Origin of the sequence: Methylobacterium persicinum, assembly GCF_022179525.1 — a bacterium.
Taxonomy (GTDB): Bacteria; Pseudomonadota; Alphaproteobacteria; order Rhizobiales; family Beijerinckiaceae; genus Methylobacterium; species Methylobacterium persicinum.
The window spans coordinates 76860-95593 of the sequence record NZ_BPQX01000034.1; the positions used below are offsets into that span (position 1 = coordinate 76860).

At 70.4% G+C, this 18734-nt stretch carries 16 protein-coding genes; 12 read left to right on the forward strand and 4 right to left on the reverse strand.

Annotated features, from left to right (window positions below; genetic code table 11):
• Positions 1-4 precede the first annotated feature (4 nt).
• On the forward strand, positions 5-670 hold the full coding sequence (locus tag MFF22_RS15535; RefSeq protein WP_238249881.1) for an ATP-binding cassette domain-containing protein: 666 nt from the start codon (positions 5-7) through the stop codon (positions 668-670).
• Entirely contained in the window at positions 670-2193 is a 1524-nt protein-coding gene (locus tag MFF22_RS15540; RefSeq protein ID WP_238249882.1) for a PhnE/PtxC family ABC transporter permease, read from the forward strand. Before MFF22_RS15535 ends, MFF22_RS15540 begins: the two co-directional genes overlap by 1 nt.
• Before the next feature lie 134 nt (positions 2194-2327).
• Here the strand turns inward: MFF22_RS15540 and MFF22_RS15545 are convergent, their stop codons facing one another.
• On the reverse strand, positions 2328-4571 hold the full coding sequence (locus tag MFF22_RS15545) for a TonB-dependent siderophore receptor (protein ID WP_238249883.1): 2244 nt from the start codon (positions 4569-4571) through the stop codon (positions 2328-2330).
• Between the two features lie 279 nt (positions 4572-4850).
• Positions 4851-6065 carry an alpha/beta hydrolase gene (locus tag MFF22_RS15550; protein ID WP_238249884.1) on the reverse strand — a complete coding sequence of 405 codons (1215 nt, stop codon included), beginning with the start codon at positions 6063-6065 and terminating at the stop codon, positions 4851-4853.
• Between the two features lie 241 nt (positions 6066-6306).
• Here MFF22_RS15550 and MFF22_RS15555 point away from each other — a divergent pair, with 241 nt between their 5' ends.
• Positions 6307-6489, forward strand: coding sequence for a hypothetical protein (locus MFF22_RS15555; protein ID WP_238249885.1), 183 nt, complete (start codon positions 6307-6309; stop codon positions 6487-6489).
• Between the two features lie 9 nt (positions 6490-6498).
• Here the strand turns inward: MFF22_RS15555 and MFF22_RS15560 are convergent, their stop codons facing one another.
• On the reverse strand, positions 6499-8127 hold the full coding sequence (locus MFF22_RS15560; RefSeq protein WP_238249886.1) for an acyl-CoA synthetase: 1629 nt from the start codon (positions 8125-8127) through the stop codon (positions 6499-6501).
• A 66-nt stretch (positions 8128-8193) separates the two neighbouring features.
• Positions 8194-8751, reverse strand: a complete 558-nt coding sequence (locus MFF22_RS15565) for a PAS domain-containing protein (RefSeq protein WP_238249887.1) — start codon at positions 8749-8751, stop codon at positions 8194-8196.
• 358 nt (positions 8752-9109) lie between these two features.
• Between MFF22_RS15565 and MFF22_RS15570 the strand changes: the two genes are divergently transcribed.
• The 9 genes from MFF22_RS15570 (at position 9110) to MFF22_RS15610 (ending at position 18439) form a co-directional block, all read left to right on the forward strand.
• Complete coding sequence (locus tag MFF22_RS15570; protein WP_238249888.1) at positions 9110-9757, forward strand: division plane positioning ATPase MipZ; 648 nt, start codon at positions 9110-9112, stop codon at positions 9755-9757.
• Positions 9741-10118 carry a ribbon-helix-helix domain-containing protein gene (locus tag MFF22_RS15575; protein ID WP_238249889.1) on the forward strand — a complete coding sequence of 126 codons (378 nt, stop codon included), beginning with the start codon at positions 9741-9743 and terminating at the stop codon, positions 10116-10118. Before MFF22_RS15570 ends, MFF22_RS15575 begins: the two co-directional genes overlap by 17 nt.
• Positions 10119-10571: 453 nt before the next feature.
• The gene (locus MFF22_RS15580) at positions 10572-11792 is read left to right on the forward strand and encodes a septal ring lytic transglycosylase RlpA family protein (protein ID WP_238249890.1); all 1221 of its coding nucleotides are present in this window, start codon (positions 10572-10574) and stop codon (positions 11790-11792) included.
• 171 nt (positions 11793-11963) lie between these two features.
• Positions 11964-13196 (forward strand): D-alanyl-D-alanine carboxypeptidase family protein, encoded by a 1233-nt coding sequence (locus MFF22_RS15585; RefSeq protein ID WP_238249891.1) that lies wholly within the window; start codon positions 11964-11966, stop codon positions 13194-13196.
• 24 nt (positions 13197-13220) lie between these two features.
• Positions 13221-13922, forward strand: a complete 702-nt coding sequence (tmk, locus tag MFF22_RS15590) for a dTMP kinase (RefSeq protein WP_238249892.1) — start codon at positions 13221-13223, stop codon at positions 13920-13922.
• Positions 13912-14961 carry a DNA polymerase III subunit delta' gene (locus tag MFF22_RS15595; protein WP_238249893.1) on the forward strand — a complete coding sequence of 350 codons (1050 nt, stop codon included), beginning with the start codon at positions 13912-13914 and terminating at the stop codon, positions 14959-14961. Before tmk ends, MFF22_RS15595 begins: the two co-directional genes overlap by 11 nt.
• 41 nt (positions 14962-15002) lie before the next feature.
• Entirely contained in the window at positions 15003-16574 is a 1572-nt protein-coding gene (metG, locus tag MFF22_RS15600) for a methionine--tRNA ligase (protein WP_238249894.1), read from the forward strand.
• A 229-nt stretch (positions 16575-16803) separates the two neighbouring features.
• Positions 16804-17592 carry a TatD family hydrolase gene (locus tag MFF22_RS15605; RefSeq protein ID WP_238249895.1) on the forward strand — a complete coding sequence of 263 codons (789 nt, stop codon included), beginning with the start codon at positions 16804-16806 and terminating at the stop codon, positions 17590-17592.
• A 43-nt stretch (positions 17593-17635) separates the two neighbouring features.
• Complete coding sequence (locus MFF22_RS15610) at positions 17636-18439, forward strand: MBL fold metallo-hydrolase (protein ID WP_238249896.1); 804 nt, start codon at positions 17636-17638, stop codon at positions 18437-18439.
• Positions 18440-18734 lie beyond the last annotated feature (295 nt).

The window sequence follows — 18734 nt, forward strand, 5'->3', positions numbered from 1 at the left end:
GCCGGTGTCCGAGCCCGTCCTCGTCCTGGCGAACGCCCGGGCCGCCTATGGCGGGCGCGAGGTCCTGGCCGGCATCGACCTGACGATCCGGGCGGGCGAACGGGTCGCCCTGATGGGGCGATCCGGGGCGGGCAAGTCCACCCTGCTCGGGCTGATCCGGGACCGGATCCCGGACCGGGTCGCCCTGGTGCCGCAGGCCGCTGCCCTGGTGCGCACCCTGTCGGTGTTCCACAATGTCTACATGGGCCGCCTCGACCGCCACCCGACCCTGCACAACCTGCGGACCCTGGTCTCGCCGGCCCGGGCCGACGTGGCGGCGGTCGAGACGGTGCTCGCCCGGGTGGGCCTCTCCGACAAACTCTGGGCGAAGGCGGGGGAATTGTCGGGGGGGCAGCAGCAGCGGGTCTCCGTCGCCCGCGCCCTCTACAACGGCCGGCCGGTCCTGCTCGGCGACGAGCCGGTCTCGGCCCTCGACCCCCGGCAGGGCGACGCGGTGCTCAGCGAGCTTTCCGCCGCCCATGCCACCCTGATCCTCGCCCTGCACGATGCCGGGCTGGCCCTGGCCCATTGCGACCGGATCGTCGTGCTGGAGGCGGGCCGCATCGCCCTCGACGCCCCTACGCGCGAGGTCGATCCCGCCCGGCTCCGGCCGTTCTACGAGACCGCCTGATGCGGCTCACCATGCCGGTCCCGGGCTATCGCGGCATCAGCGGCTGGTTCGCCCTGGCGGCCCTGGCCTGCCTGCCGGTGGCCGACCTGCACGTCACCACCCTGCATCCCCTCGCCGACCTGATGCGCCTCCTCGGCGGCCTGGTCCGGCCGGATTTCCCCGCCGTGGAAGGGTGGAGCGTCGTCTACACGGTCGCCTTCGCCGTGCTGGGCGTCTCCGTGGGGGCCGGGACGGGGCTCGCGCTGGCCATCCCCTTCGCCCGCTCCCGGACGGTGCGCCTTGCCTGCGCGGCCCTGCGCTCGGTGCACGAGTTGTTCTGGGCACTGCTCCTGATGCAGGTCTTCGGCCTCTCGGCCACGACGGGGGTGCTGGCCATCGCGCTGCCCTATGCCGGCATCTGCGCCAAGGTCTATTCCGAGATCATCGAGGAGGCGGACCTTTCCGCCCTGCGGGTGCTGCCGCCGGGGACGGGGGCCGTCTCGGCCTTCGCCTTTGCCCGCCTGCCGGACCTCGCGGGCCGATTCGCCGACTACACCCTCTACCGCCTCGAATGCGGGATGCGCTCGAGCCTCGTGCTCGGCTTCATCGGCCTGCCGACCATGGGCTTCACCCTCGAATCCGCCTTCCGGCAGGGGCGCTACGCCGAGGCGGGGGCCCTGCTCCTGGTCTTCTACGCCCTGATCGGCACCCGGCGGCTCTGGGTGCGGGGCTGGAGCGTGCCGCTCCTCGTCGTCGGGGCGGCCATCGCCCTGCCGCCCTCGGTCGGCCACGCGGATGTGGGCCCGAGCCTCGTCCGCTTCTTCACCCACGACATCGTCCCGGCGCCCCTGCGGGCGGGGGACGGGACGCCCGCGAGCCTCTGGGCGTGGTTCCGGCCGATCCTGACGGAGCAGATCCTGCCCGGGACGGCGCAGACCCTGATCCTCGCCCAGATCGCCCTGGTGGTCACGGCGCTGGGTGCCCTGGTCCTGTTTCCCCTGACCGCCCGGCGCTTCGCCGGCCCGGTGGGACGGCCCTTCGGCCGGGTGCTCCTCGTCGTGGTGCGCTCCACGCCGGAATACATGCTGGCCTATCTCTGCCTGCAGCTGCTCGGCCCCTCGATGCTGCCGGCGATCATCGCCCTGTCGCTGCACAATGCCGGCATCATCGGCTACCTGATGGGCCGGCACGCCGACGCCATCCCCTACCGGGCGGACGCGCCCACCGGCCTCGACCTCTACGCCTACGAGACCCTGCCGCGGCTCTACGGGCAGTTCCTGGCCTTCCTGCTCTACCGCTGGGAGCTGATCCTGCGGGAGAGCGCGATCTTCGGCATCCTCGGCGTCACGACGCTCGGCTTCTATGTCGATGCGGCGATCTCGGAACTGCGCCTGGACGTGGCCGTGGTGCTGATCGCCGCCACCGCCCTGGTGACGGTGGCGGTCGATGCCTTCTCCCGCACCCTGCGCCGGACCCTGCGGATCAACGATCTGCCGACGAGGCTTTCGGGCCCCCAGGCTGCGGCCTGCGGCGAGGGCGGCTGAGCGCCCCGGATCCGTCTCTGCTCCCCGTCCTTGCGAGCGCCGCGACGCAATCCAGGGCAACGGGACCTCTCAGGATGTGGCGGATCCCTGGGTTGCTTCGCTCGCAAGGACGGGCAGGGCGGCGCACGATCACCTCACCACTTGTAGCTCAGGCTCGCCAGCACCCGCCGCGCATCGCCGTAGAAGCAGGAAGCGGAGGACTGGCAGGATGAGACGAAGCGCTTGTCGGCGATGTTCGAGGCGTTGACCGCCAGACGCCAGCGGTCCCACTCGTAATGGACCTGCGCGTCGAACAGCACGTAGTCCGGCACCCGCAGGGTGTTGGCGGTGTCGGCGAAGGAGCGGCCGACATAGCGCACGCCCCCGCCGAAGCCGAAGCCGCGCCAGTCGCCCGTCTGGATCGTGTAGTCGAGGAACAGCGAGGCGAAGTTCTCGGGGATGTTGACCGGCACCTTGCCGAGGATGTCGGCGGTGCCGCGCTCGTTGGTGAGTCCGTAGATCGTGTAGGAGGCGATGGCGTTGAGCCCGTCGGTCAGGCTCGCCACCAGCTGCGCCTCGAAGCCGGTGGAGCGAACCTCGCCGAGCTGCGCCTGGAACAGGACGTTGGCCGGGTTGGCGGTGAGCACGTTCTTGCGGTGGATGTCGAAGCCGGCCAGCGTCAGGAAGTAGCCCTGGCCCGGAGGCTCGAACTTCACGCCGCCCTCGACCTGCGTGCCGGTCTCCGGCTTGAAGGTCTGGTTGTCGATGCCGGTGCCGATCAGCGGCTGGAACGAGGTCGAGTAGCTGACATAGGGGGCAAGCCCGTTGTCGAAGTTGTAGATCAGCGCCGTGCGGTAGGTGGTGCCGCTGTCGCTGCGGCCGTTGCTGCCGGTGCCGTTGTTCAGCTTGTCGACCACCCGGTCGTCGGCGAAATCCTGGCGGCCGCCGAGCACCAGGGTCAGGTGGTCGGAGATCTTGATCTGGTCCTGCAGGTAGACGCCGAGCTGCGTGAACGAATCGGCATTCACGAGGTAGGGCAGGGGGCGCCCGGTCGCCGGCCCGTAGGCGGGGTTCAGGATGCTCAGGTCGGGGACCGTGTATCCGGCCGCGAAGTTCGTGCCCTGATTGTCGTGAAGCTGGTAGTTCTTGTAGTCGAGCCCCAGCAGCACGTCGTGACGGAAGTATCCGTCCGAGAAGCGGGCCTCCAGCTGGTTGTCGACCTGGAACAGGTTGACCTTGGTACTGGTCAGGAACTGGTAGCGGGCGAGGCGGGTCTGCGCGGCATCGCTGTAGCCGAGCTGGCCGATATCGGCGTTCTGCGCGCTCTGGTTAAAGCCGTAGCGGAGATTCTGCCGGAAGGTGAAGGTGTTGTCGAAGGCGTGCTCGAACTCGTAGCCGACGAAGGCCTGGTCGCGGGTGAAGGTGTTGAAGCCCGCATCGCCGAGGTTCAGGGAGCGCGGGATGCGCAGGCCCGAGAGGTTCGGGCGCACGGTGCCGAGATAGGGCAGGAAGTTCGAGGTCACCGCCGTGTTGTCGTGCTGGAAGCTCGACAGCAGGGTGAAGTGGGTCGCCCCGTCGGGCTTATAGGTGATGGCCGGGGCGATGTAGTAGCTGTCGTCCGGCGCGCCATCGACCTGGGTGCCGCCGTTCCGGCCGTAGCCGGTCAGGCGGTAGAACCAGTGGCCCTCCTTGTCGGCCGGTCCGCCGATGTCGAAGGCGCCGTACTTCTGGCCGAAGGAGCCGCCGCCCACCTCGACATACCCGAACGGGGTCTCCGTCGGGCGCTTGCTGACGGTGTTGACGATGCCCCCCGGCGAGCCGGCGCCGAACAGGACCGAGGCGGGGCCACGCAGGATCTCGATCCGCTCCAGGCCGAACGTGTCGACCTTGAAGTAGCCGAAGCCGTAATTCAGCAGCTGCAGCCCGTCCCGGTAGATGCCGTAGTCGCTCACCACGAAGCCGCGCAGGGTGAGGTAGTCGATGCGGGTGTCGGCGCCGAAGGTGCCGGCATAGGCGCCGGCCACATACTGCGTCGCCTGGGTCAGGGTCTGGGCGTTCTGGTCCCGGATCTGCTGCTGGCCGATCACCGTGATCGATTGCGGCGTCTCGATCAGGGGGGTGTTGGTCTTGGTGGCCGTCGTCGTGCGCGTCGCCACGTAGCCGGCGATGGGGCCCTTGGGATCCTCGACCCCCCGGGCCGCGGCCCCGCCCGTGCCGGACGTCACCGTCCCGGCCGGCATGCCGGCGCCCTGCGCCTCGACGCTGATCTCGTCGAGCCGCACGCTGGAGCCGCCCTGCTGGGCGTGCGCCGCGGTGAGGGCGGCCGTGAGGGCGACAAGGGATGCCCCCGCCAGGACCAGGGTCCGCGGGGCTTCCGTGCGTGTGCGACCGACTCTCACTGCCTCGCTCCTCGAACTCACCGGACAGCCGATCCCGTTCGGCGGAGGGGGCTCCGCCGGGGCTGACGCGCTGTTTAGAATTATGATAAACTATTGCGCCAACTGCGCTTTTTCGCTTGGGTACGCGGAGCGTGGCACTACCGCAAGGGGTGATCGGGCTGTTACCGTGGGTTGTGGCGAAACGATCACGCCCGCGCGACCTCTCGGCCGGCGGGCGTGTTGCAAGGCGTAAACGCTCCGTCGTCGCGAACGAAGGAGGGGGAGGGTGGGGCGGCCGACCTACTTCGGCCGCCCGGACAGCCACCCCATCACGGTGTCGGCAACGAGGTCGCTGTTCTTCTCGACCATGACCATGTGGCCGTTACCGCGGACCTTCTGGTCGGCGAGGCGAAGGATGTCGGGCTTGGCGCCGGCCTGGGTCAGGAAGGCGGCGGTGCAATCATCGTAGGCGGCGTGGAAGGACGCCTCCGCCGTCACGATCACCGTGGGCACCTTGGCGATGTTGGGCAGGGTGTGCACCGGATCGCCCTGCAGCCAGCAGCGGATCTGCCCGTCGGCCGAGGGCTTGGCCTGCTGGACGACGACGAGGTCCTCGGGGGTCTTCACCGGCGGATCGAAGGTCAGGGGGATGCGGGTGAGGCCGTAGGCCCGGGACCGTCCGTCGCCCGACTTCTCCCAGAAATCCTTGCCGCCGCGGAACTTGACGTCGAAAAAGGGCGGCCCGCTGGGCTCGACGGCGATATGCGCCTTCACGAGGTCGGGCCGGGAATCGGAGAGGGCCCAGCCGAACAGGGCGCCCTGCCCGTGGGTGAGGAGGATCGCCGGTCCGGTTCGATCGAACAGGGCCATCATCGCCGTATCGACCAGTTCCTCGGTCTGCTGGCTGTTGGCGAGGTAGGGCACTTGGCTCGCGAAATACTGGTCGAAGCTCGGGTTGCCCTGGACGCCCGCTCCGTTCGCCCACTGGGTATGGAGCTTGGCCTGGGGATAGAGGTCGTAAACTTCCGGCGCGGTGTAGGTCCGCTCCAGGTCCCGGGTCCCGAGCCGGTCGTAGGGTCCGTAGACCTCAGGATTCGTGCCGGAGCGGCCGCGGCCGACCTGATCGACGACGTAGACCTGATAGCCCCATTCCACGAAGCGCTGGGCCCAGCCGGACCGGCCGTCCGGCGTCGCCAGGAAGTTCACGCCGGTCTGGGCGAGGCCGTGGACCATCACCACGGGGTAGGGCTGCGTGACCTTGGCCGGGGTGCGGACCTGCACGAACATCTGGCCGACCATCAGGGTCTTCTCGCCGACCTTCTGGTAGCGGCCCCCGACGTAGAAGTAGCTCGACCTCGTCACCGGATCGCTGGGCGCCGGGTTCGGCGGCTCGTTCGACACCCGCGGAACCGTCCCCTGCGCCAGGGCGGGTGGGACGGTCAGGATCCCCGCGACCAGAACCCCTGCGACCGTGGCCGCCACCGCCGCGCCCCGTCTCCGCTTCCGTCCGACCATTCCACTCCCCCGGGACCAACGCCGTCGGCCGCGCTCGCGGCGGCCGACGCAAACGCGGCCGGCCCGGGCTGATATCCTTTAGCCCGGCCGGCGCGCATCAGGCGGTGGTAGCGGCAGAACGTGACGTTTCGTGCGGCGCGCCCGGCGCATGCCAGCGCCGACGGGAAAGCCGGTGGCGGATCGGGCCGACCGACGCCACCTTGTCCGTGTGCCGACAGGCATCAGACCGAGGATTCCCACCGTGGACGCCGAAACCGCCAAGACCCTTGTCTCCGCTGCCCTCGTCTCGGGCATCGCCCTGTTCAGCCTTGTCTCGTTCCGCGCCGTGCTGGTGCAGGTCGCCGAGGATCTGAAGGCGGCCCGGCGTGTGCCGGTGCGGGTACAGGCCGAAGCCCGCCGCGCCCCGCATCGCCCGGAAGCCTGACGCGCCGCGTCACTCCTCCCGGGCCTGGGCGCGCAGGACGTATTTCTGGATCTTGCCCGTCGAGGTCTTGGGCAACTCGCCGAAGACGACGTGGCGGGGCAGCTTGTAGGACGCGAGCCGCCCCCGGCACCACTGGATCAGGTCGTCGGACGAGACCGTGGCCCCCGGCTTCAGCTCCACGAAGGCGCAGGGGGTCTCCCCCCATTTCGCATCGGGCCTCGCCACCACCGCCGCCGCCGCCACGGCCGGATGCTTGAAGAGCGCATCCTCCACCTCGATGGAGGAGATGTTCTCGCCGCCGGAGATGATGATGTCCTTCGAGCGGTCCTTGAGCTGCACGTAGCCGTCGGGGTGCTTGACGCCGAGGTCCCCCGTGCGGAACCAGCCGCCGCGGAAGGCCGCCTCCGTCGCCTTCGGGTTCTTGAGGTAGCCCCGCATCACGACGTTGCCGCGCATCATCACCTCGCCCATCGTGGTCCCGTCGGCGGGGACCGGCTCCATCGTCTCGGGATCGCGGACGTCGAGGGCTTCGAGCACGGGGTAGCGCACTCCCTGGCGGGCCTTCTTCGCCGCCCGCGCATCGGCCGAAAGGGCGTCCCAGCCGGCGTGCCATTCGTTGACCACGGCCGGGCCGTAGCTCTCCGTGAGCCCGTAGAGGTGGGTCACGTCGAAGCCCGCTTCCGACATGCCGGCGAGCACCGCCTCCGGGGGCGGGGCGGCGGCGGTGAAGAAGGCCACCCGCCGGGGCAGGGGGCGGCGCTCCGCATCGGAGGCGTTGATCAGGAGCTGCATCACCACCGGCGCGCCGCACAGGTGGGTGACCCCATGCTCGGCCATCAGCCGGTACATGGCCTCCGCCCGCACCTGCCTCAGGCAGACATGGGTGCCGGCCACGATGGACAGGGTCCAGGGGAAGCACCAGCCGTTGCAGTGGAACATCGGCAGGGTCCAGAGATAGACCGGGTGCCGGCCGAGCCCGCCCGTGACCACGTTGGCGAGGGCCAGGAGGGCCGCCCCCCGGTGGTGGTAGACGACGCCCTTGGGGTCGCCGGTCGTCCCGGACGTGTAGTTGAGGCTGATCGCGTCCCACTCGTCCGCGGGAAGTGCCCACTCCTCCTCGGGATTCCCCCCGGCGAGGAACGCCTCGTAGCCGAGTTCGCCCAGGGCCTCGCCGGAACCATCATACTCCGGGTCGTCCACGTCGATGACGAGGGGCCGGGCCGCCATGCCCTCCAGGGCCGGCCCGGCGATGCGGGAGAATTCCCGGTCGACGATCAGGACCTTCGCCTCCCCGTGTTCCAGGCAGAAGCGGATCGCGGCGGCGTCGAGGCGGGTGTTGAGGGTGTTCAGCACCGCCCCGGTCATCGGCACGCCGTAGTGGCACTCGATCATCTCGGGCGTGTTGGCGAGGAGGGCGGCGACGGTGTCCCCCCGGGCGATTCCCCGGGCCTTCAGGGCGGAGGCGAGACGCCGGGCGCGGCCGTAGAGCTCCGCATAGGTGCGGCGCAGGCCGCCGTGAATGACTGCGATATGGTCGGGAAAGACCCTGGCCGCCCGGTCGAGATAAGGGAGGGGCGACAGCGGCTGGTGGTTGGCGGCGACCCGATCGAGGTCCCGGTCGTAGATCGTGTCGCCCATCGTCCCCTCCGTCTTTCCGGAACGGTAGCGCGCCTGCGCCGGGCAGTTCAATCGCCGGGGACCCGCTCAATGCAGGAGTTCGTCCTCCGGCTCGGGCACGAACCGGGCGAGCTCGAAGCCGACCGCCACCATCAGCTGCTCGACCCGCTCGATGAGCACCGGGCGGCGCAGGGTCTGGGCGAGGCCACGCAGGGCGATCACGTGTTCGGCCATGCGGTTCATGATCAGCTCGGCCTGGGCGAGGCCGGCCACCTGCTCGTCCGTGCGGTCGATGGCGATGCCGCATCCCTGCGCCACGGACCCGGTGGGGTCGCGCTCGATCCGGCCCCGCATCACCAGCGTGCGGATCCCCGAGAGCGAGTCGCAGGTCCGGAATTCGGCCTCCACCGGGCCGCCCATGGCGCCCACGGCGTAGAGGTAGTTCTCCATGCGGATCCGGTCGTCCGGATGGGTCCGGTCGAGGAAGGCCGCGAGGGGCACGCCCCGGGCGGCCATCACCGGGTCGAGGCCCAGGAGCCGCGGGAAGCTCCCAGAGAGCGAGAGTCGGCCCGCCCAGTGATCGTGGACCCAGGTGCCCACGACACCGGAGGCCTTCAGCACGGATTGCGGGATCGGTTTGTCCATCGTGACTGTCCTGACCGGCGTAAACCTGAGGTTAGAATACCTCGGGGTCCGGCCGTAAGACGATGAGGCTACGTCATTCTTTTCACACTGGAAAGAGTGAATGACGCGATCTCGGCCATTTCAAAACCTTAGGTATGAATTCCACAGGACTTTTGTGCCGGGGCCATCCGGATCGCCTTGCCCCGTATGGTCATTGCGATTCGAGCCTCTTTAACGAACCATTAACCATACTGCGTCCACCTCTGACGCCATGATCCTTGGATCGCAGGATCGCAGATGGTGGTCCGAATCCGGTCTCACGCGGCTCCTGTGACAGGACCGCCCCGGGGGTTCGGCCCAGGCAGGAGGACGTCCGCGGATGAAGGCGCTGACATTCGTCACCCAGAAGGGCGGAAGCGGCAAGAGCACGCTCTGCATCTCCCTGGCCGTGGCCGCGCGGGAGGCGGGGCATTCGGTCTGCATCCTGGAGATGGACCGGCAGGCCACGGTCTCGGACTGGCTCGACCACCGCACCGTGGAGGGGCCCGAGGTGGCCCAGATCGACGCCGCGCAGCTCGACCCGGTGATGGAGCGCCTGCGCGAATCGGCCTACGACTACGTCTTCATCGACACGCCCGGCGTCGATTCGCCCGGCACCCTGTCGGCGATCCGCGCCGCGGACCTGTGCATCATCCCGTGCCGGCCGACGCCGGCGGACCTGCGCGCCTTCAAGCCCACCCTCGCCGCCGTCTATCGGCTGGAGAAGAAGTTCGCCTTTGTCCTGAACCAGACCCCGCCCCGCTCCTACCGGGTGCGCGACGCCTCCGACGGCCTGGCGGTCCTCGGCATCCTGCCGGACGTCAACATCGTCGCCCGCACGGACCACCAGGACGCCATCGGCCTCGGCCTCGGCGTCACGGAGCTGAACCCGAAGGGCCAAGCCGCCGCCGAGGTGCGCAAGCTCTGGAGCTGGATCGAGCGCCGCACCCAGGCGGCCCGGACGGACAAGCATGTCCAAGCAGCCTAAGCTCAGCCTCGCGGCGATCGTCGCGGCGGCGAGCCCGCCGGAACGCCCTGCCCCGGGCCGGGGCGGAGCCGGCCTGCGCAGCGCCGAGATCGTGTCCCTCGCCCCGGCCACCAAGCCGGACGGGCGGGCCGGAGACGAGAACGAGAAGACGGGCGAATCCCTCCGGGCCGCCCAGACCCTTAAGCAGCGCGCCCGCCAGATGTCGGTCTATCTGGAGCCGCCGGTCTACGACCAGCTGCGCGATCTCGCCTATGCCGAGCGCACCAAGATGCACGGCCTGATGCTGGAAGCCCTCGATCTGCTGTTCAAGCAACGGGGGGCCCGCTCGATCGCCCAGCTCACCGATCACCCGCCGCGCTGACAAGGCGCCGGGGGGCAGAGGCGCGCACCTCCCACCGTCTTTGCGAGCGGAGCGAAGCAATCCAGGGCAGCGGGACGCCTCAGGACGACGCGGATCCCTGGGTTGCTTCGCTCCGATCGCAAAGACGAGGTGGAAGGGTCGCTGGCATTTCCCGCCACAAGACAATGACTTGGCGCCCTATCCTCATAGATCGCCTGAGGAGAGCTCCCTCACGTCGGGATACCGGCTATTCCCTTGCCCATCACCCGGTGGAACCTCTCTCCGCCAAGGGGTTGAGCCCCGCTCCTCATCCGTTGCCTGAAGCCTCGGCGTGCACGAGACCGTGGATGGCGGGGTCCCGGGCCGTTCCGTTCAGGCTTCCTTTACGTCACGGCGACAATTCTCCAGGGACCCGGCGGTGCCGGCGAGGTCCGGTTCCGGGCCGGTCCCGAGTAGAGTTGGTATCCCCGCGTGATGCGTATGACGCAAACCCGGCCCGGGCATTTCGCCCTGCGGTTCCTGGCCGTCTCCGCCGTGGCCCTCGCCACCGCCAACTGCGCCTCGAACACCGCGACGAAGCTCGCCGGAGGCAACGGGGTCGACCCGAAATACGGGGTCAAGGCGAGCCCCCGCCTCTACAACGAGGGCGACGTGATCCCCAAGGGCGGCGGGCGCCGCTACACCGGCAAGCCCTACGTGGTCGCCGGGGAGACCTACACGCCAAAAGAGAATCCCCGCGGCTATGTCCGCGAAGGGCTGGCGTCATGGTACGGCTCCGCCTTCCACGGGCGGATGACCGCGAACGGCGAGGTGTTCGACCGCCACTCCATTGCCGCCGCCCACCCGACCCTGCCGCTCCCGAGCTACGCCCGGGTCACGAACCTCGACAACGGGTCGTCGATGATCGTGCGGGTGAACGACCGTGGCCCCTACCATGCCGGGCGGGTCATGGATGTCTCGGAGGAGGCTGCGGAGGCTTTGGGCTTCCACCGCAAGGGCACGGCCCATGTCCGGGTGGAGTATGTCGGCAAGGCCGCCCTGGCCGGCTCGGACGACCGCAAGCTCATGGCCACCCTGCGCACGGACGGCCGCCCGGCCGGTTCGCGCTCCTCGGTGATGGTGGCGGACCTCGGCCCCTCCGAGGAGACCGAGGGCCTTTCCCGGGGGGCGACCCCCCTGGCCTACAAGCCGGCCCCGGAACCCGCGGAGGAGGCCCCGCGCCGGCCGGTGCGGGCGCCGATCGTGCTGGCGAGCGCCGCCGTCGCGGTCCCGGCCGCGGTGCAGCCCACGGCCGTCCGGACGAGGGAGTTCAAGCCGGCGCCGGTCCAGACCGCCGCGGTCAGGCTCGCCCCGGTCAAGGTGGCCGGCGTCGCCGTGTCGGCGGGCAATCCCGGCCCGCTGCATCCGTCCGTGACGGTGAAGGCCGCCTCCGGGCGGCACGAGGCCCCCGCCGTCACCAAGCTCGCCTCGGCTGCCCTCGAGCCCCGCAAGGGCGGCCGAGGCCCGGTCCCGGCGGCGATGCCGGAATCGGCCAAGCTCGCCATGGCCCGCCTCGCCACCCAGGCGGCGCCCGCAGGCAAGGGCGGGAAGGGCAAGGAGTCCGTCAACAAGGAGCCCGTCAAGCAGGTGGCGAAGGCAGCCGAACCCGCCTCCCGTCCCACCGGCCACGGCGCCCGCTACGCCGGCATCTACTGAGGGAACCCGCGTCCCCGCGGCAATTCGCGTTCGATTGCGGTGCGGAAACGCGATATGGTCACGCTCGTCGCTCTGTGCTGTTCCGTTCCGCAGGTTTCTGACGCAGAAGCGGCAGACGCGACCGCCGATCCTCATGAAGGATCGCAATCCGTGGCCCGCCGGAGATCCGCGATGCGCAGGACCCTTTTGTCTCTCCTGGCCGCCCCCCTGGTCGCAGCCTCGGTTGCCGCTCTGGCCTTCGCCGCGCCCGCCGTGGCCCAGAGCTTCCAGACGGCGGCACCGCACGCGATCCTCATCGATGCCGATTCCGGCTCGGTCCTGTTCGAGCGGGCCGCCGACGAGCGGTTCTCCCCGGCCAGCATGGCCAAGCTGATGACTACGGACATCGTGTTCGAGGCCCTGAAGTCCGGCCGCCTCTCCATGGACACCGAGTTCACGGTGACGGAGGACGCCTGGAAGCGCGGCGGCGCCGGGGGCGGGGGCTCGTCGATGTTCGCCCAGGTCAACAGCCGCATCAAGATGTCGGACCTGCTCCGCGGGCTGATCGTGCAGTCGGGCAACGACGCGGCGATCACCATCGCCGAGAACATGGCCGGCACCGAGGAGGCTTTCGCGGGGCTGATGAACCAGCGCGCCAAGGAGATCGGCCTGACGAACTCCACCTTCCGCAACGCGACGGGCTACTCGGCGCCCGACCAGAAGGTGACCGCCCGGGACATGGCGAGGCTCGCCATCCACATCATCGAAACATACCCGGACCTGTACAAGATCTTCTCCGAGAAGGAGTTCACCTGGAACAAGATCCGGCAGCAGAACCGCAACCCGCTCCTCACCCTCGACATCGGCGCGGACGGGCTGAAGACCGGCTTCCTGGAGGAATCCGGTTACGCCCTCACCGGCTCGGCGGTGCAGAACGGCCAGCGGCTGGTCCTCGTGGTCTCGGGCCTCAAGACCGCCCGGGACCGGGCCTCGGAATCGCGCAAGCTGATGGAATGGGGTTTCCGGGCCTTCGAGCCCCGGCAGGTCTTCGCCCCCGGCGAGACCGTGGCCGAGGCGTCCGTCTTCGGCGGCGAGGCGGGCTCCGTTCCCCTCGTGGCGAAGAAGCCGGTGCGGGTGCTGCTGCCCCGGGGCGCCAACGACCGGGTCAGCGCCAAGGTGATCTACCAGGGCCCCCTCGAGGCGCCCGTGACAGAGGGCCAGCAGGTCGGCGTCCTGCGGGTCCAGCGGGGTGACGTGGTGGCCCTCGACCAGCCGCTCTATGCCGGCGCCTCCGTGGCCCAGGGCACCCTCAGCCAGCGGGCCATGGATGCGGCCCTGGAATTCGGCACCGGCCTGATGCGCAAGGCCTTCGACAAGGCCGCCGGGGCCAAGCCCGGGGAGCGGGCCGCCGCCAACCCCTCGTGACCGCCGTCCAGTGACGACCCCTCCGTGACGATCCAGGACAGGGAGCCCGCCGGCCGGGGCGTCTTCATCACCCTCGAAGGCGGGGAGGGGGCCGGCAAGTCGACCCAGGCCGCCCGCCTCGCGGCGACGCTCCGCGCCCGCACCGGCCGGCCGGTGACCGTGACCCGCGAGCCCGGCGGCTCGCCCTGGGCCGAGGAGATCCGCACCGCCCTCCTCGCCGGCGTGGCCAAACCCTACGGGCCCTTCGCCGAGGCCCTGCTGTTCAGCGCCGCCCGCCTCGATCACCTCGACCGGTTGATCCGCCCCGCCCTGGCCCGGGGAGAGAGCGTCGTCTGCGACCGATTCATCGACTCGACCCACGCCTACCAGGGCGCGGCGGAGGGGCTCGACCCGGCGGTCCTCACGGCCCTGGAGCGGGTCGTCGTGGGCCGCACGAGGCCCGACCTGACCCTGATCCTCGACCTGCCCCCGGAAACGGGTCTCGCCCGGGCCGCCGCCCGGGGCGAGGCGGTGGGGCAGGGGCCCGACAGGTTCGAGGGCGAGGCCCTCGGCTTCCACACCCGGCTGCGGGCCGCCTTCCTGGAGATCGCGAAGGCGGAACCGGGGCGCTGCGCGGTGATCGACGCCACGTCCGGTCCCGATGCCGTGGAGGCCGCGATCCGCGGGGAACTGGACCGTCGGCTGCCGGGCCTCGCCGGGGCAGGGGAGGCGCGCGATGGCGGCTGACAACACGGATGAGGAGATCGGCGACCGGCCGGGACTGCCCCGCCCCCGGGAGACCGCGACCCTCGTCGGGCACGGGTCGGCGGAAGCCGCCTTCGGGGAGGGCATCGCCGACGGACGCCTTCACCATGCATGGCTGATCGGCGGGCCGGCGGGGATCGGCAAGGCGACCCTGGCCTACCGCGTGGCGCGGCGCCTCCTCGGCTACCCACAGGGCGACGGGCCGCCGGGGCTCGCGATTCCGGCGGATCACCCCGTCCACGGGCAGGTGGCGGGCCTCTCGCACCCGAACCTCGTCGCCCTGCGCCGTCACAGGGCGCCGGGGGTCAAGACCCTGCCGACGAAGATCTCCGTCGACATGGTGCGCAAGGCCCTCGACCTGTTCGCCTCCACGGCGGCGGATTCGGGCTGGCGGGTCTGCATCCTCGACAGCGCCGAGGACCTCAACGCGAATGCCGCCAACGCCCTGCTCAAGGTGCTGGAGGAGCCCCCGCCCCGGGCCCTGTTCCTGATCCTCGCCCACCAGCCGGGCCGGCTGCTGCCGACCATCCGCTCCCGCTGCCGGGCACTGATGCTGCGCCCCCTGGGGGACGGGGAGGTGGCGGAGGCCGTGCGCGCCCTGCCGCCGCCCTTCGTCCAGCCGGACGAGGCGGCCCTGGCCCGGGCGGTCGGCCTCGCCGAAGGGTCCGTCGGCCGGGCCCTCGGGCTCATCGACCCCGTCACCGCCGGCCTCGTCGCCGAGGTCGAGACCCTGCTCTCCCGGGCGGCCTCCCCCGATTGGGGCCGGGTCCTCAAGCTCGCCGAGACCCTCGCCGGCCGGGACGGGGAGGAGCGGTTCGCCGCCGCCGGCGACGCGGTGTTGCGCTTCGTCTCCGCCGAGCTGGCGCGGCGGCAGGGGGAGCCCGTGGCCCGCCTTGCGGCGCTCGTGGAGGTGTGTGAAAGGTTCGCCCGCAGCGCCCGGGAGGCCGCGACCTACAACCTCGACCGCCGGCCCGTCGTCCTGTCGCTCTTCGCCGACCTGAGCCGGGTGGCGGGCGCCTGAGGACGCGGGAGCCCCGGGCCCCTTGATCAGCGGACGCGAGCGTGACGGACGGCCCTTCCCCCCGCAAGACCTTCAGCCTCTCGACGGCGATCTCCTACCCCAACGGCGCCCCGCATATCGGCCACGCCTACGAGGTGATCGCCGCCGACGCCATCGCCCGGTTCCACCGGCTCGACGGCTGCGACGTGCTGTTCTCCACCGGCACGGACGAGCATGGCCTCAAGATCCAGCAGGCGGCGACGAAGGCCGGGATCAGCCCCCGCGCCTATGTCGACGGCACCGCGGCGCGCTTCCGCGAGATGGCCGACCGGATGGGTTGCTCCTACGACCGGTTCATTCGCACCACCGAGCCCGCCCACTACGCCGCCGCCCAGTCGATCTGGCAGCGGATGGAGGCCAACGGCGACATCTACCTCGATAAATATGCCGGCTGGTACTCGGTCCGCGACGAGGCCTACTACGACGAGGCCGAGACCCGGCTGCTGGAGGACGGCAGCCGCCGTTCCATCGCCACCGACACCCCCGTCGTCTGGATGGAGGAGGAGAACTTCCTGTTCCGCCTCTCGGCCTATCAGGACCGGCTCTTGAAGCTCTACGAGGAGCAGCCCGACTTCATCGGGCCGGACACACGCAGGAACGAAGTGGCGAGCTTCGTCCGCGCCGGGCTGAAGGACCTCTCGGTCAGCCGCACCAACTTCGACTGGGGCGTGCCGGTGCCGGGCCATCCCGGCCACGTCATGTATGTCTGGGTCGATGCCCTGACGAACTACCTCACCGTGACGGGCTTCCCCGACGAGGCGAGCACCGGAAAAAAATTCTGGCCGATGGACCTGCACATCATCGGCAAGGACATCGTGCGTTTCCATGCCGTCTACTGGCCCGCCTTCCTGATGTCGGCGGGTCTGCCCCTGCCCAAGCGCGTGTTCGGCCACGGCTTCTTCCTCAGCAAGGGGGAGAAGATGTCGAAGTCGCTCGGCAACGTGGTCGATCCGTTCGACCTCGCCGAGACCTTCGGCGTCGATGCCGTGCGCTACTTCTGCCTGCGCGAGGCACCCTTCGGCGGCGACGGCAACTACGACCACGCGGCGATCATCAACCGCATCAACGCCGACCTCGCCAACGACCTCGGCAACCTCGCCCAGCGCTCCCTGTCGATGGTGGCCAAGAACTGCGACGCCGCCGTGCCCGATCCGGGCGAGCTGGCCGAGGTGGACCGGGTGATGCTGGCCCAGGTCGACGCCCTGGCCGACAAGGCGCGGGGCCTGATGAAGGATCTGGCGCTTCACACGATCCTCGCCGAGATCTGGGCGGTGGTGGCCGAGGCGAACCGCTACTTCGCCGGCCAGGAGCCGTGGAAGCTGCGCAAGAGCGACCCGGCCCGGATGAACGCGGTGCTCTACACCACCCTCGAGACGATCCGCGGCGTCGGCATCCTCGTGCAGCCCTTCGTGCCGGACTCGGCGGGCAGGCTCCTCGACCTGCTGGCGGTGCCGGGCGACGCCCGCGATTTCGCGGCGCTGGGGGAGGGCGGCCGTCTCGTACCCGGCACGCCCCTGCCCGCCCCGAGCCCGGTCTTCCCCCGCTTCGAGCGGCCGGAGGCGCCCGCGGCGTGAGGCTCATTCCCCTCTCCCCACCTGCGGGGAGAGGGCCGCGGCGACCTCGTCGTCGCCGCGGCGAGGCGGCAGCCGAGGGTGAGGGGGCGTGCCCCATGAGGCCCCTCCGTGGGGCCCCCTCACCAGCGCTCCGGCTTCGCCTTCGCTCCCCGTTTGCACGGCGGGGTGCAACCGGGCCTCTCCCCGCAGGCGGGGAGAGGGGAACGCCACTGCAACCGACAGCCTTGCGATGCTCATCGACAGCCATTGCCATCTCGACTTTCCCGCCTTCGCCAGCGACCTGCCGGGCGTGATCGCCCGCGCCAGGGAGGCCGGGATCGGCGGGATGCTGACCATCTCGACCCGGGTGGCGAAGGTCGCGACCTACCGGGCCATCGCCGAGGCTCATCCGGAGGTCTGGTTCACGGTGGGGACCCATCCCGACGGGGCAGGGGAGGAGCCCGATACCCCGCCCGAGACCATCGCGGCGCTGGCCGACCACCCCCGCTGCGTCGGGATCGGCGAGGCGGGCCTCGACTACCACTATCCCGATGGGGCCCCCGCCGCCGTGCAGGAGGGTGTGCTGCGCGCCCATATCGAGGCGTCACGGCAGGCGGGGCTGCCCCTCGTCATCCATGCCCGCGACGCCGACGACCACATGGAGCGGGTCCTCACGGAGGAGATGGTCAGGGCCCCCTTCCGGGCCGTGCTGCACTGCTTCTCCTCCGGCGCCCGGCTGGCCGCGGTGGGGGTGGAGATCGGGCTGTTCGTCTCCTTCTCGGGGATCGTGACGTTCCGTCGCTCCCACGAGCTGCGCGATATCGCCCGGAGCATCCCCCGCGACCGCATCCTCGTGGAGACCGACGCGCCCTTCCTCACGCCCGAGCCCCATCGCGGGCGCACCAACGAACCGGCCTATACCGCCCATACGGCCCGGTCCCTCGCCGCCACCCTCGACCTGCCGGAGGAGGAGTTCGCGGCGATCACCACGGCCAATTTCTTCCGTCTGTTCGACAGGGCGCAGCCCGGACGGGCGTGACAGGCGCGGCTTTCCCGCGATACGACCGAGCCGGGAGATCCGGATGGCTACGCTGACCTTGCGCATCCTCGGCTGCGGCTCGTCCGGCGGCGTGCCCCGCGTCGGCAGCGGCTGGGGTGCCTGCGATCCGAACGAGCCACGCAACCGCCGCCGACGCTGCTCGATCCTCGTCGCGCGCGATGGGGAGGGCGGGCGCACCAGCGTCCTCGTGGACACCTCCCCCGACCTGCGCGAGCAGCTCTTGGATGCGGAGGTGGACCGGCTCGACGGGGTGTTGTTCACCCACGCCCACGCCGACCACACCCACGGCATCGACGACCTGCGTCCCCTGGTGATCCGGATGCGGGCCCGTATCCGGGTCCATGCCGACGCCTACACCCGGGCCCTTCTGAACGTTCGCTTCGGCTACTGCTTCGAGACGCCGGAAGGTAGCGAGTATCCGCCGATCCTCGACCTCCACGACCTCCCGCACGAGGGGCGGGTGGCCGTCCAAGGGCCGGGGGGCGCCATCGAGGCGGAGCCCCTCCCCGTGGAGCATGGCAATGAGCCGGCCCTGGGCTTCCGCTTCGGCAGGGCCGCCTACGTGCCAGACGTGAGCCTGATCCCGCCCCGGAGCCTGGAGCACCTGCGGGACCTCGATCTCCTGATCGTCGATGCCCTGCGGCACACCCCGCACCCGACCCACTTCTCGGTGTCCGACGCCCTCGCCCTGATCGCCGAGGTGAAGCCGGGCAGGGCGGTGCTCACCAACCTGCACACCGACCTCGACTACGCCACCCTCGCCGCGCGCCTGCCGGAGGGCATCGAGCCGGCCTATGACGGGATGGTCCTCACCCTCCCCGCCTGAGGCTGTGACAGGCTGCGGCACGGGATTCGGCATTTCCGCGAAAATCGGTGTTGACGACCCTGAGCCGACTGCGTATACCCCTGTTCATCGGCGCCGGCCGCGGAAGCGAACCGGACGCTGCACTGTCTGTCTCTGGTGCTGTTGTGGCGCTGTGGCGGACGACCTTACCGACAATCGAGCGATGCGTGCCGGGCGGTGGTGCAAGCCTGGGGTGGATCGGTTCGTGAGTTCCGTAGGGTGTAGGGTCTCTGCCCTTGGGGCGGGTGATCGTGGTTCTTTGACATTGTGATTTGAG

Bases quoted from the DNA above. Each gene is read 5' to 3' on its own strand.
- MFF22_RS15570 (WP_238249888.1), top strand. From the start codon at position 9,110: ATGAAGGCGCTGACATTCGTCACCCAGAAGGGCGGAAGCGGCAAGAGC.
- MFF22_RS15595 (WP_238249893.1), top strand. From the start codon at position 13,912: ATGGCGGCTGACAACACGGATGAGGAGATCGGCGACCGGCCGGGACTG.
- MFF22_RS15565 (WP_238249887.1), bottom strand. From the start codon at position 8,751: ATGGACAAACCGATCCCGCAATCCGTGCTGAAGGCCTCCGGTGTCGTG.
- MFF22_RS15540 (WP_238249882.1), top strand. From the start codon at position 670: ATGCGGCTCACCATGCCGGTCCCGGGCTATCGCGGCATCAGCGGCTGG.
- MFF22_RS15585 (WP_238249891.1), top strand. From the start codon at position 11,964: ATGCGCAGGACCCTTTTGTCTCTCCTGGCCGCCCCCCTGGTCGCAGCC.
- MFF22_RS15550 (WP_238249884.1), bottom strand. From the start codon at position 6,065: ATGGTCGGACGGAAGCGGAGACGGGGCGCGGCGGTGGCGGCCACGGTC.
- MFF22_RS15580 (WP_238249890.1), top strand. From the start codon at position 10,572: ATGCGTATGACGCAAACCCGGCCCGGGCATTTCGCCCTGCGGTTCCTG.
- MFF22_RS15605 (WP_238249895.1), top strand. From the start codon at position 16,804: ATGCTCATCGACAGCCATTGCCATCTCGACTTTCCCGCCTTCGCCAGC.
- MFF22_RS15560 (WP_238249886.1), bottom strand. From the start codon at position 8,127: ATGGGCGACACGATCTACGACCGGGACCTCGATCGGGTCGCCGCCAAC.
- MFF22_RS15575 (WP_238249889.1), top strand. From the start codon at position 9,741: ATGTCCAAGCAGCCTAAGCTCAGCCTCGCGGCGATCGTCGCGGCGGCG.
- MFF22_RS15610 (WP_238249896.1), top strand. From the start codon at position 17,636: ATGGCTACGCTGACCTTGCGCATCCTCGGCTGCGGCTCGTCCGGCGGC.